The following is a 12,130-nucleotide window of genomic DNA, read 5'->3' as shown; positions in this document are numbered from 1 at the left end:
CGCTGCGCACTTTGCTTAGAGTAAGCCGCGTGTCGCAAGGTTGCGCATCAGCGCCGATATGCCGAACGTCCAGGGCGGGCATTCGGTGGAGAGGCGCACGGTATTGACGAGCGCGCCGAGCCCGGCCGAGGAAATCTCGACGACATCGCCGATCTTGTGCGTGAAGCCTTGCTTCGGCGCGTCACGGTCCTGCGTCGGCGCAAACAGCGTTCCGAGAAAGAGCATGAAACCATCGGGGTATTGATGATGAGGGCCAAGCGTCTGTTTGACGAGATCGGTCGGGTCGCGGCTGATCTGTGACATCGAGCTTTTCCCATGCATCACGAAGCCATCCTGCCCGGTTACCTTTAGATCGAGTTCTGCCCTGCGCACCTCATCCAGCCCGTAACCGGCGTCGAACAGCCGGACGAACGGACCGATCGAGCAGGAAGCATTGTTGTCCTTGGCCTTGCCGAGCAAGAGTGCCGAGCGGCCTTCGACATCGCGAAGGTTGACGTCATTGCCGAGCGTCGCACCCTTGATCTCGCCGCGGCTGTTGACCGCGAGCACGATTTCCGGCTCCGGATTGTTCCAGGTCGAGATCGGATGCAGGCCGACATCGGCACCCCAGCCGACGGAAGAGAGCACCGGCGCCTTGGTGAAGACCTCGGCATCGGGGCCGATGCCGACCTCAAGATATTGCGACCACATGCCCTCGTCGATCAGCGCCTGCTTGACCTTGGCGGCCTCGGGCGAACCGGCCTTGAGATTGGTGAGACTGCCGCCGATCAGGGCGCTGACCCGCTCGCGGATCGAGGCGGCGCGATCGGGATTGCCGGCCGCCTTCTCCTCGATGACCCGTTCGATCATCGACTGGGCAAAGGTGACGCCGCAGGCCTTGACCGCCTGCAGGTCGGCGGGCGCCAGGAGGTAGGGCCGTCCGGCATCCGGTTTTCCGGTGCTGTTGGCGGCAATCTCCTCCAGAGAACCGATCGCCTTGCCACTTGCGGCTCGGACGAAGCCCGCAGCATCCTGCCTCTCGAACAGGGCGCTCAGCGTCGGCGCCTCGTGCGAGGTGATGTCGATGAGCATCCCCTCACGAAGCGTAACGATGCTCGGGCCGGCAACTTCGGGATTCCAGACGCGGCCGACAAAAATTCCGCCGGAAGCGGCAGCATCGAGAAGGGGATGAGACATAGTGATCCTCCGTCACAGGCAAGCGGCGAGCGCTCTTGAAAGAATTCCGAGATCATTGCCGCCCTCCAGCCCGGCGGCGGCCGAAATCGATCACATTCGGCCGAATGGAGCAAGATAGGCGGGGGAAAAAGACGTTTGCCGGATCGGATTGAAAAGCGGCTCTGCTGCCTGCAGCAATTCAGATGAAGATCACAAATAACTATTTAGATACATAATAAGCTTTATTTTTCAGAAGGTTAAATACGAACACTGGCGATTTCACCCCCCAGCTTGCCTTGACAGGAGCCTGCTTTCGTTATCTGTTTTGGCTGACATGGAGGATGCCGGCTTCAGCCGGCCGCACGAAAATCCCGGGAGGATATTGCAGCGATGTTGAGATTTGCCGTCGTCGGAATCGACCATGGGCATACGTTCGATCACGTGAAGGGACTGCTCGCCGCAGGCGGCGAGTTCGTCGGCTATTGCCCGCAGACCTCCGTGCTGGCGTTGCGGGAAGCCTTTGAGAAGACCTATCCCGATGCGCCGCAGATCGACCGGGAGAAACTGTTCGACGATCCCTCGATCGATGTCATCTGTATTTCCGCCATTCCGCGCGACCGCGCCGGGCTTGCCATCCGCGCGATGAAAGCGGGCAAGGACGTGATGACCGACAAGCCTGGCGTGACGACCTTTGCCCAACTCGAAGAGGTCAAGCGCACCGTTGCCGAAACCGGCAAGATCTTCTCCATCTGCTTTTCCGAGCGCCATTGCGTGCGCTCCGCCGTCAAGGCCGGCAAGCTGGTAAAGGAAGGCGCGATCGGCAAGGTCATTCAGACGCTCGGCGTCGGTCCGCACCGGCTGCAGCTGCCGACACGTCCGGACTGGTTCTTCGATCCCGAAGCCTTCGGTGGCATCATCGTCGACATCGCCTCGCATCAGGTCGATCAGTTCCTGTTTTATACCGGCTCGACCTCAGGCGAGGTCATCGCCAGCTCGATCGGCAATTTCGGCATGCCCGATAAACCCGCCTTCCAGGATTTCGGCGAGGTGCTGCTGCGCTCCGACAAGGCAGCGGGTTATGTCCGCGTCGACTGGTTCACGCCGGAGGCGCTGCCGACCTGGGGCGACGGCCGCCTCACCATCCTCGGCACAGAGGGTTATATCGAGCTGCGCAAATATATTGATGTTGCCGGGCGGCCGGGCAAGGATCACCTCTTCCTCGTCAACGGCAAGGAAATGACCCATATCGATTGCAGCGGTGAAAAACTCGACTATTTCGACGCATTCACCGCCGATGTCGCAAACCGCACGCAGACGGCGATGACGCAGGATCACGTTTTCGAAGTCTGCCGCCTTTCGCTCGAAGCCCAGACGAAAGCCGCGCGCATCGGCGCCCGCTGAGGAGGATATCATGACGAGGAAATTGCGCGTCGGCGTTATCGGCGCTGGTATTGCCGCGCGGCACCTGACCGGCTTCAGCTGGAACAAGGATCTCTTCGAGGTCCCCGTGCTCTGCTCGCTGGATGAGGATCGCGGCAGGGCGCTGTGCGATGAATTCGGCATTGCTGAATACACGCAGGATGCGGATTCGCTGTTTGCCCGCGACGATCTCGACATTATCGACATTTCGACGCCGCCGAGCTCGCATTTCGAGCTCTGCCGCAAGGGCATTGTGTCAGGCAAGCACGTGATCTGTGAAAAGCCGCTCTTCGGCTCGATTGCCGAGGTCGACGAGATGGGCGGCATCCTCGCCCGCTTCCCCGGCAGGAAGCTGATGCCGATCTTTCAGTATCGCTACGGCTCCGGCCTGCAGAAGCTGAAACTGCTGATCGAGCAGGGCCTCGCCGGCAAGCCGTTCCTGACGACGATCGAGACCCATTGGTGGCGAGGCCCGGATTATTACGCCGTGCCGTGGCGCGGCAAATGGACGACCGAGCTCGGCGGTGGTCTTCTCGGCCACGCGATCCATGCCCATGACATGCTGAACTATGTGCACGGCCCCTGCGCCGAGGTATTCTCCTATGGGGCGACGCTGGTCAATCCGATCGAGGTCGAGGACACCGCCGCCCTTTCGGTGAGAATGCAGAACGGCTCGCTGGCGACGCTGTCGATGACGCTCGGCTCGCGCAAGGAAATCTCGCGGCTGCGCTTCTGCTTCAGCGATCTCGTCGCCGAAAGCATCCTCGAACCCTATACGATGGGCCGCGATCCCTGGGTCTTTACCGCCGGAACCGAAGAGCACCAGGCGCGGATCGATGCGGCGCTTGCCGCCTATGTGCCGGGCGAAGATGGCTATACCCGCCAGTTCGAGCTTTTCCACAAGGCGATCGTCGAGGACACGGAACCGCCGGTGACGTTGCAGGATGCCCGCAATTCACTGGAGTTGGTGACGGCCGCCTATTTCTCGCAGCGCACCGGCCAGCCGACGCCGATGCCGATTGCCGCCGATCATCCGCTCTATCGCTCCTGGCTTCCGGAAGAACAGCGCGGGGCTGGCAGCCTCTGAATGATCAAGCGGGGGATGCCGGGCGGCGCTTGGCATCCACCCTGAAACGCTTCTTGACCCGATCGACGGGCGTTCCATCCAAAAGCGGAACCTGGATAAGCCTGTCATAGGGCTCGAAGCCCATCTTTGTGTAATAGGCAAGACCGCCGACATTATCGGCACGAATGGTCGCATTGATGAATTCAAGCCCGAGTTCCCCGGCTGCTGCCAGCGTCGCCGGAAAAAGGGCGCGGCCTACGCCTGGTATCTTCGGGTTTACGCGGGCAAATGTTGCGATATCGGCATGACCTATTGGCGGATCGCCATAGAGGCTCAACGATTGGAAGCCGGCAGGCGACCGATCATGCTCCGCAACATGACAGACAAGGGGGAATTCGCCGTCGATGAACCAATCCGCGAATTCCGCAGCCGTCAACGGCGTCTCGAGCGCGGTTGTTCCGCCGGCCAGAATGATTTCGTTCAGGAGACTGCACAGCTCCTCCGCATCGGCGGATACCGCCTTTCGAATATGCATATGGTACTGACCCCGTTTTGACCGTCACCGTAGCGGCGACGTCCACAGAGCACAAGCGGCCGCCCCGTCTGCTGCCGTCAACGCCCTTCGATTGAAAGACTTTTATGAAATCCTTTTGGAATCCGAACTGAGAGAAGCACCTATGCTGAAATCCTTCGAACATGTCGGCATGACGGTCAGTGACATGGACCGGTCCGTCGATTTCTATTGCAGTCTGCTCGGCCTGCGCCTGCATCTGCGCAAGAGGATGGCCGATGGCGCCGAGATCGCCTTTCTCGACGCCGGCGGCGGCATGCTGGAAATTTTCGCGCCGGCGGGAGGCGCTGCGAGGGCGGTCGATGTGCCGGACGGGACGGCCGGTCTGCGCCACCTGACCTTCCTGTTCGAAGATGTCGAGGAGACCTTCACCCGTCTGCAAAAGGCCGGCGTCGAGGTCAAGGAGCGGCCGCGCCTGGCAATCAACGCCGAGGTCCTGCACAAGGTCGCCTTCGTGCGCGATCCCGATGGCATCCAGATTGAGCTCGCTGACAAAAAAAAGTCCTCAGCCGCGCATGACGGCGACGAGGCGGAACATGCGTTAATTGCGGAAGGCGCCGGCGGGGATCGTCGTCACCAGCCGGATATCGCGTCGGAAGTCCGATGGCGACATGCCGGCGATGTGGCGAAAGGATTTGTTGAAGGCGCTGATCGAGCCGAAGCCGCTGTCCATTGCCACCTGCAGAACGTTGGCGCCTTCGCTCATCAGCATCGCCTGGGCGCGAGACAATCTGAGCAGCGTCACATATTTGCTGAGCGTCATGCCGGTCGATCGCTTGAAAAGATTCATGGCATATTTCGGATGCAGATCGGCGGCGCGGGCGATATCGACCGAATCGATGTCCTGCAGGAAATTGGCGGCGATGAAATCGCACATGCGCGCGACGCTGCGCGAGGAGTTGGGATGCAGCTGATCACCTTCCAGGCTGGCGGTCGTCTTCGATGTCGTCATCGAATAGGGTTCGAATGCGATACGCTCGATGCGCAGCAGCAATTCATCGACGGCGTGCTGGGCCCTGGCGGAATCGCTGGAATTGGCATAGCGAAACCAGCGAGCGAAGTTTTCCTTGTCGGCAGCGTCCGTTGCCGAGGTCAGCAACGTCTCACCTTTCATAAGACGGCTGGAAATGCTGATCGGCAGGCGCAGTCGGAAGAAATAGACGAGCGGCAGGTGGGCCCCGGCATAGAGCGAATCATCCGAGGATTCGTCCATCTGATGCGGCTGCCCACCCCAAAACAGGCACATTTCACCGGCGTTCAGCCGGAACGCGTGATCGTTCATGCGGTAATGCACACTGCCGCGCATGACATAGTTGATCTCGACCTGCGCGTGCCAGTGCGGCATGGCCATGACGGGCGGGTGCGCATGAAACATCTGCAGCGCCGTCGGCGAACCCTCAATGCTGCTTGCGCCGGGCTGATAGATTGCGCGCGCGCCGACCTTACTTTCCGCCAAATCCATATTCCCTTTTTAGGAGACAGCCGCTCCCTTGCGGATAGTCTAACCGCGTTCGTGAAAGATCGGCAATTGAAAAGGGAGGATTTTCAATGCGCTTCAAACTTCTCGCTGCGACCGCAGCTCTCGCACTGCTTGCTTCCGGCTCCGCCTTCGCTGAGTCGGCCAATCTCACCATCTGGAGCTGGAATGTCGCCGCATCAGCGTTGAAATCCACGCTTCCCGGCTTCAACAAACAGTTCCCCGATATCAAGGTCAACGTCGAAGACCTTGGCAACAGCCAGGTCTTCGACAAGACGCTCGCGGCCTGCGCTGCCGGCGGCGACGGCTTGCCCGACATTGTCAGCATCGAGAATTTCGAGGCTGAGATCTTCTGGAGCCGTTTCCCGGACTGCTTCGCTAACCTGAAGGAGCTCGGCTACACGGCCGATATCCAGGCGAAGTTCCCCGACTTCAAGCGCACCGAACTTGAGGTCGGCGATGTCGCCTATGCCATGCCGTGGGATTCCGGTCCCGTCGCCGTCTTCTACCGCCGCGACATGTACGAAAAGGCCGGCGTCGATCCGAGCACGATCAGCACCTGGGACGATTTCATCGCCGCCGGCAAGAAGATTTCTGCCGCCAATTCCGGCGTCGTCATGGCGCAGGCGGATTTCAACGGCGACAGCGAATGGTTCCGCATGATCGCCAACGAGCAGGGCTGCGGCTATTTCTCGACCGACGGCCAGAACATCACCATCAATCAGCCCGCCTGCGTCGCCGCGCTGCAAAAGGTGAAGGAGATGAAGGATGCCGGCACGCTGACCGCAGCCAACTGGGATGAGAAGATCCAGGCCAATACCGCCGGCAAGGCCGCAAGCCAGCTCTATGGCGGCTGGTATGAAGGCACTGTGCGCTCGACCTCGCCTGACCTCAAGGGCAAGTGGGGCGTTTACAGAATGCCGAGCCTGACGGCCGATGGTCCCCATGCCGCCAACCTCGGCGGTTCCTCGCTCGCCATTTCGGCGACTTCCGCAAACAAGGAAGCCGCCTGGAAATTCGTCAACTACGCCCTCGGTACGAATGAAGGGCAGGTCACCATGCTGAAGGAATTCGGTCTGGTGCCGTCGCTGCTTTCTGCCGAAAAGGATCCTTTCGTCAACGAGGCGCAGCCCTATTGGGGCGGCCAGAAAGTCTGGGCCGACATCCTCGCGACACTGCCGAAGATCGTGCCGAGCCGCGGCACCGCCTTCCAGAGCGATGCCGAAGGCATCTTCAAGGCAACGCAGGCGAAATTCTTCGCCGGCGGCTACCCCGACGCGAAAGCGGCTCTCGACGATGCCGCCAAGCAGATCGCTTCAGCAACCGGACTTCCGATCGCGCAATGAATGACGAAGCCGGGCGCTTCCCGCGCCCGGCTTTCTCCCGGCTTGCAACGCGGCCGGTCATTCATTCGTTCGTGAGGAGGAGGCTCGATGCCGTTCAGAACCCGGAGCGCCTATGCGTTCCTCGCCCCCTATCTGCTTGTTTTCGCCACCTTCTGGGTCTGGCCGATCATCGACTCGTTCCTGATTTCCTTTCAGAACACGCGCATCAATCCGTGGAAATACAGTTTCCAGGCCAATTGGGGCCGGCTCTTCTACGACCCTGCCTTCTATAATGCTCTGTACAACACGCTGATCATCCTGGTGATCCAGGTGCCTGTAATGATCGCGCTGGCCACCGTCATGGCCGTGCTGCTCAATTCGCCGCTCCTGAAAGCGCGCCCGCTTTTCCGTTTCGCCTTCTTTGCCCCCGTCGTCGTCGGTGAGGTCGCCTACGCGGCCGTGTTCCGGCTGATGTTCAGCCTGGATTTCGGCATCATCAACAAGATGATTTCAGCGGTCGGCTTCAGCCCGATCTCCTGGTTCGACAACGCCAATGCCGCAATGGCAGTGATCATCCTCGCGGTCACATGGCGCTGGGCCGGCTATAACGCCATCATCATCCTGGCCGGCCTGCAGGCCATCCCCGACGATGTCTACGAGGCCGCGACGCTCGACCGGGTGAACAAGACACAGCAATTCTTCCACATCACCCTGCCGCTCTTAAAGCCGATCATCCTCTTCTGTGTGGTGCTCTCGGTGATCGGCACCATGCAGCTCTTTACCGAGCCCTTCCTCATCACCAATCGCGGTGGTCCGGGCGGCGGCACGGAGACACTCGGCCTCTTCCTCTACCGCCAGGGTTTCACCTCGCTGAATTTCGGCTATGCCTCGGCGATCGCCTATACGATGGCCGCTCTCGCCGTGGTGATCTCCTTTTTCAATCTCTGGATCGGGAGGGACCCGAAATGAGATCCAAGTCGCAATCCCTTCTCATCCGTCAGATCGCACTGCACGCTGCGCTGGCGCCGCTGGCGCTGATCTGGCTGTTTCCGCTGTGGATGATGTTCGTCTTCTCGACAATGCCCGACAACGGCATCTTCAACCCCGAGATCGTGCTGTGGCCATCGACCAACTTCGTCGAGAATTTCAAAAATCTGCAGGCCGATACCGATTTCGTCGGCGCAATGGTGATCTCCATCGGCGTGGCGCTTATCTATACCGTGCTCTCGGTGATGCTGACGTCGATGGCCGGCTGGGCGCTGGCACGTTACCGTTTCATCGGCCGCTCCGTCGTCATCGCCATCATCCTCGGCACGATCACGCTGCCGTTCTCCGTGGTGGTCATCCCGCAATTCATCATGGTGGCGCGCGAGTTCAAGCTGGCAAACACCTGGGTGGCTCTGATCGTGCCGCCGCTCTTCAATTCCCTCGGCGTCTTATTCATGCGGCAGTCCTTCTCGATGATGCCGGGCGAGCTCTTCGACGCAGCCCGCGTCGAAGGCGTCAAGGAATGGCAGATCTTCCTGCGCATCGCCCTGCCGCTGGCGCGCCCGACCATGGCGGCATTGGCGATCATTCTCTTCCTGCATTCGTGGAACAATTATCTCTGGCCGCTGCTGATCAATTCCAGACCGGGGATGATGACGGCGCCGGTGGCATTGGGAACGCTGATCGGCCTCACCAAGGTATCCTGGGGTGGCATCATGTCCGGCGCGGTGCTGCTGACGGCGCCGATTCTCGTCGTCTTCGTGGCGCTCCAGCGCCATTTCATCGCCGGCATCGCGGCCGGCGCAATCAAGTAATCGGGGAAGCCGAATGGCAGAGCTTTCATTGACCAACATCGTCAAACGCTTCGGCGGCTTCGAGATCATCCATGGCGCCAATCTGGAGGTGAAGGACGGCGAATTCGTCGTCTTCGTCGGTCCTTCCGGCTGCGGCAAGTCCACGCTGCTGAGGATGATCGCCGGCCTGGAGGATATTACATCGGGCGAGCTTCGGATCGGAGGCAAGGTCGTCAACGACGTCGAGCCGGCCGATCGCGGCATCGCCATGGTCTTCCAGTCCTATGCGCTCTATCCGCATCTGACGGTCGAGGAGAATTTGAGCTTCGGCTTGCGCATGAACGGCAACCCGAAGGCCGATACCGAGCGGCGTGTGAGCCATGTCGCCGATATCCTGCAGATCACCGAACTGATGAAACGGCGGCCCAAGCAGCTTTCCGGCGGCCAGCGCCAGCGCGTCGCCATCGGCCGCGCCATTGTCCGCGAGCCCGAGGTCTTCCTGTTCGACGAACCGCTATCGAACCTCGACGCAGAGCTGCGCGTGCAGATGCGCGTCGAGATCTCAAGGCTGCACAAACAGCTCGGCACGACGATGATCTACGTGACCCACGATCAGACGGAAGCGATGACGCTCGCCGACCGCATCGTTGTGCTGCGCGCCGGCAACATCGAGCAGATCGGCGCACCGCTCGACCTCTATGACGACCCGGCCAACCAGTTCGTCGCCGGCTTCGTCGGCTCGCCGAAGATGAATTTCTTGAAAGCCGTGGTCGTCGAGGCCCAGCCCGGCAGGGCGGTGATCGCGCTGGAGAGCAATCCGGAGACGCGCCTGCCGCTGTCCGTCGCCGATACAATCGACATCGGCGCAAAAGTGACCCTCGGCATCCGGCCCGAACATTTCGTCGACGGAGGTGCCGGCGATACCGATCTCACCGTTGCCATCGACGTCGCCGAACACCTCGGCAATACCAGCTACATCTATGCCGCCGTCGGCGACGAACAGCTGATCATCGAGCGGCCGGAATCGCGCACATCAGGCAATCGCGAGACGCTGACGGTCGGCCTTCCCGCCAGCCGCACATTCCTTTTCGACGGCGCCGGCAAACGGCTCCGCTAAACCGCAATCCCAAGGCAGAAAGACGAAAGAGGTTTCCATGACTTCCGATCAACCGATCCGCTGGGGCATCATCGGCCCCGGCACCATCGCTCGCACCTTTGCCGATGGCGTTGCCCACTCGCGCACCGGCAAACTGGTCGCGATCGCTACCCGCAATCCTTCCAAGCCGGGACTTGCCGAAAACTTCCCCGGCGCCCGCATCGTCGATGGCTACGAGGCGCTGCTTTCCGACCCCGAGGTCGATGCGGTTTATATTTCCGTGCCCCATACCGGCCATGCCGAATGGGCGATCAAGGCGGCGCGCGCCGGCAAGCACATCCTGGTGGAAAAGCCGATCGCGCTTTCGGCCTATGATGCCGAAGCCGTTTACTACGAAGCCAAGAAAGCCGGCGTCTTTGCTGGCGAAGCTTTCATGTACCGGGTGCATCCGCAGACAGAAAAGCTGGTTCAGCTCATCAAGAGCGGCGTCATCGGCACGATCCGCATCATCCGCTCGAGCTTCGGCTTCAACATGGGCAGCTATAAGCCGGAGCATCGGCTTTTCGCCAATGATACCGCCGGCGGCGGCATTCTCGACGTTGGCGGCTATCCTGTTTCCATGGCGCGATTGATCGCCGGCGCCGCGGAAGGCAAAGCCTTCCTCGAGCCGGAGAAGGTGTCGGGCGTCGCCCATCTCGGAGAGAGTGGCGTCGACGAATGGGCGTCGGCCGTGCTCAAGTTCCCGAACGAGATCATCGCCGAAGTCTCCTGCTCGATCATGGCTCAGCAGGACAATGTGCTGCGCATCATCGGCTCCGAGGGCCGGATCGAAGTGGCCGACTTCTGGTTCGCCTCCGGCCAGAAGGGCGGCATCGGCAAGATCGAGGTCTTCAAGGGCGGTAGCCGAGAGACGATCGAAGTCCGGGAAGAGCGCTGGCTCTATTCCTTCGAGGCGGATGCCGCGGGCGATGCGATCCGGGCCGGCAGAACCGAGTTCAGTTCCCCCGGCATGAGCTGGGCGGATTCGATCGCAAATCTGCGCGTGCTCGACCAGTGGCGCGCCTCGGTTGGTCTCGAATATGGCGTCGAGAAAGCCAACAAGCGCACGGCCAATATATCAGGGGGCGCGGTCACGCGCGGCAACAGCATTCCGCAGCGACAGATTCCGGGCATCTCCAAGACGGCTTCGGTCGTGACCCTCGGCTTCGAGTTCTTCCCGAACTTCGCCGCCGCCTCCCTGACGCTCGACGCCTTCTACGAAGCCGGCGGCAACGCCTTCGATACGGCCTTTGTCTATGGCGCCGGCAAGACGGAGGCAATCTTCGGCGACTGGCACACCAGCCGCAAAGTGCCGCGCGAGGAGATCGTGCTGATCGGCAAGGGCGCGCATTCGCCGCTCTGCTATCCCGACATGATTGCAAAGCAGCTCGACCAGTCGCTCGCCCGGCTGAAGACCGACTATGTCGACATCTATTTCATGCATCGCGACAATACCGACGTACCTGTCGGCGAGTTCGTCGATGCCATGGATGCCGAAGTCAAACGCGGCCGCATCCGTGGCATCTTCGGCGGCTCGAACTGGACGCGCGCACGTTTCGACGAGGCGATCGCCTATGCCGAAAAGACCGGCAAGGCAGCGCCGGCGGCACTCTCCAACAACTTCTCGCTTGCCGAGATGCTCGATCCGATCTGGGCCGGCTGCGTCGCCGCCTCCGACGACGACTGGAAGACGTGGCTGAACGAGAAGCAGATCCCGAACTTTGCCTGGTCCAGCCAGGGCCGCGGCTTCTTCACCGACCGTGCCGGCCGCGACAAGCGGGATGATGAGGAGATCGTACGCGTCTGGTATTCCGAGCGCAATTTCGGGCGCCGCGACCGCGCCATCGAGCTCGCCAACAAGCTCGGCCGCAATCCGATCCATATCGCGCTGGCCTATGTGATCGCCCAGCCTTTCCCGGTCATTCCGCTGATCGGGCCGCGCACCATCGCCGAATTGGAGGACAGCCTCTCGGCGCTCGATATCAAGCTGACACCCGACCAGGTGAAGTGGCTGGAAGGCTGACGAAAGAGGGGAGGGCGCGGCTCGGATCGCGCCCCTTCCATATCTACTTGCGCGTCTCCGACGCCTTCTTTTTGGCTGCATCGTCCATCAGCTCGTACCACATGGCGTTGAGGACGGCGAAGGCGGCTGCCAGCGGCAGGCCGAGGATCCATGCGAAATACCACATCGTTTGCGCTCC

11 protein-coding genes and 1 pseudogene are annotated in these 12,130 nt (G+C 61.1%); 8 read left to right on the top strand and 4 right to left on the bottom strand.

Features of this window, described 5'->3' with window-relative positions; translation table 11 throughout:
- Window positions 1-15 precede the first annotated feature (15 nt).
- Window positions 16-1,176 (bottom strand): fumarylacetoacetate hydrolase family protein, encoded by a 1,161-nt coding sequence (locus GGD53_RS10585; RefSeq protein WP_184455628.1) that lies wholly within the window; start codon window positions 1,174-1,176, stop codon window positions 16-18.
- A 369-nt stretch (window positions 1,177-1,545) separates the two neighbouring features.
- Between GGD53_RS10585 and GGD53_RS10580 the strand changes: the two genes are divergently transcribed.
- Window positions 1,546-2,556, top strand: coding sequence for a Gfo/Idh/MocA family protein (locus GGD53_RS10580; protein ID WP_184455626.1), 1,011 nt, complete (start codon window positions 1,546-1,548; stop codon window positions 2,554-2,556).
- A gap of 10 nt (window positions 2,557-2,566) precedes the next feature.
- Window positions 2,567-3,661: a Gfo/Idh/MocA family protein gene (locus GGD53_RS10575; RefSeq protein ID WP_184455624.1), complete on the top strand. Its 1,095-nt coding sequence runs from the start codon at window positions 2,567-2,569 to the stop codon at window positions 3,659-3,661.
- Between the two features lie 4 nt (window positions 3,662-3,665).
- Here the strand turns inward: GGD53_RS10575 and GGD53_RS10570 are convergent, their stop codons facing one another.
- Window positions 3,666-4,175 carry a GNAT family N-acetyltransferase gene (locus GGD53_RS10570; protein WP_184455622.1) on the bottom strand — a complete coding sequence of 170 codons (510 nt, stop codon included), beginning with the start codon at window positions 4,173-4,175 and terminating at the stop codon, window positions 3,666-3,668.
- Between the two features lie 142 nt (window positions 4,176-4,317).
- Between GGD53_RS10570 and GGD53_RS10565 the strand changes: the two are divergent.
- A pseudogene (locus GGD53_RS10565) lies at window positions 4,318-4,710 on the top strand (VOC family protein); the annotation flags it as partial.
- 42 nt (window positions 4,711-4,752) lie between these two features.
- Here the strand turns inward: GGD53_RS10565 and GGD53_RS10560 are convergent.
- Window positions 4,753-5,673, bottom strand: a complete 921-nt coding sequence (locus GGD53_RS10560) for a helix-turn-helix domain-containing protein (RefSeq protein ID WP_184455708.1) — start codon at window positions 5,671-5,673, stop codon at window positions 4,753-4,755.
- Between the two features lie 86 nt (window positions 5,674-5,759).
- Between GGD53_RS10560 and GGD53_RS10555 the strand changes: the two genes are divergently transcribed.
- The 5 genes from GGD53_RS10555 to GGD53_RS10535 all read left to right on the top strand — a co-directional run bounded on the left by GGD53_RS10555 (window position 5,760) and on the right by GGD53_RS10535 (window position 11,952).
- Entirely contained in the window at window positions 5,760-7,034 is a 1,275-nt protein-coding gene (locus tag GGD53_RS10555; protein WP_184455620.1) for an extracellular solute-binding protein, read from the top strand.
- 87 nt (window positions 7,035-7,121) lie between these two features.
- Window positions 7,122-7,982 carry a carbohydrate ABC transporter permease gene (locus GGD53_RS10550; RefSeq protein WP_184455618.1) on the top strand — a complete coding sequence of 287 codons (861 nt, stop codon included), beginning with the start codon at window positions 7,122-7,124 and terminating at the stop codon, window positions 7,980-7,982.
- Window positions 7,979-8,815 (top strand): carbohydrate ABC transporter permease, encoded by an 837-nt coding sequence (locus GGD53_RS10545; protein WP_184455616.1) that lies wholly within the window; start codon window positions 7,979-7,981, stop codon window positions 8,813-8,815. Before GGD53_RS10550 ends, GGD53_RS10545 begins: the two co-directional genes overlap by 4 nt.
- 13 nt (window positions 8,816-8,828) lie before the next feature.
- A complete protein-coding gene (locus GGD53_RS10540; RefSeq protein WP_184455614.1) occupies window positions 8,829-9,911 on the top strand; it encodes an ABC transporter ATP-binding protein in 1,083 nt (360 codons plus the stop codon).
- 37 nt (window positions 9,912-9,948) lie between these two features.
- Window positions 9,949-11,952: an aldo/keto reductase gene (locus GGD53_RS10535; protein ID WP_184455612.1), complete on the top strand. Its 2,004-nt coding sequence runs from the start codon at window positions 9,949-9,951 to the stop codon at window positions 11,950-11,952.
- Window positions 11,953-11,995: 43 nt separating this feature from the next.
- On the opposite strand, the gene cydX is transcribed toward GGD53_RS10535, so the two are convergent.
- Entirely contained in the window at window positions 11,996-12,118 is a 123-nt protein-coding gene (cydX, locus tag GGD53_RS10530; protein ID WP_184455610.1) for a cytochrome bd-I oxidase subunit CydX, read from the bottom strand.
- Window positions 12,119-12,130 lie beyond the last annotated feature (12 nt).

This window comes from Rhizobium aethiopicum, from assembly GCF_014197535.1.
GTDB lineage: Bacteria > Pseudomonadota > Alphaproteobacteria > Rhizobiales > Rhizobiaceae > Rhizobium > Rhizobium aethiopicum_A.
This window is presented reverse-complemented; position numbering and strand designations above follow the sequence as displayed.

Coding starts and splice junctions, on each gene's coding strand:
- GGD53_RS10585 (WP_184455628.1), bottom strand. CDS start 1,176: ATGTCTCATCCCCTTCTCGATGCTGCCGCTTCCGGCGGAATTTTTGTC.
- GGD53_RS10580 (WP_184455626.1), top strand. CDS start 1,546: ATGTTGAGATTTGCCGTCGTCGGAATCGACCATGGGCATACGTTCGAT.
- GGD53_RS10575 (WP_184455624.1), top strand. CDS start 2,567: ATGACGAGGAAATTGCGCGTCGGCGTTATCGGCGCTGGTATTGCCGCG.
- GGD53_RS10570 (WP_184455622.1), bottom strand. CDS start 4,175: ATGCATATTCGAAAGGCGGTATCCGCCGATGCGGAGGAGCTGTGCAGT.
- GGD53_RS10560 (WP_184455708.1), bottom strand. CDS start 5,673: ATGGATTTGGCGGAAAGTAAGGTCGGCGCGCGCGCAATCTATCAGCCC.
- GGD53_RS10555 (WP_184455620.1), top strand. CDS start 5,760: ATGCGCTTCAAACTTCTCGCTGCGACCGCAGCTCTCGCACTGCTTGCT.
- GGD53_RS10550 (WP_184455618.1), top strand. CDS start 7,122: ATGCCGTTCAGAACCCGGAGCGCCTATGCGTTCCTCGCCCCCTATCTG.
- GGD53_RS10545 (WP_184455616.1), top strand. CDS start 7,979: ATGAGATCCAAGTCGCAATCCCTTCTCATCCGTCAGATCGCACTGCAC.
- GGD53_RS10540 (WP_184455614.1), top strand. CDS start 8,829: ATGGCAGAGCTTTCATTGACCAACATCGTCAAACGCTTCGGCGGCTTC.
- GGD53_RS10535 (WP_184455612.1), top strand. CDS start 9,949: ATGACTTCCGATCAACCGATCCGCTGGGGCATCATCGGCCCCGGCACC.
- cydX (WP_184455610.1), bottom strand. CDS start 12,118: ATGTGGTATTTCGCATGGATCCTCGGCCTGCCGCTGGCAGCCGCCTTC.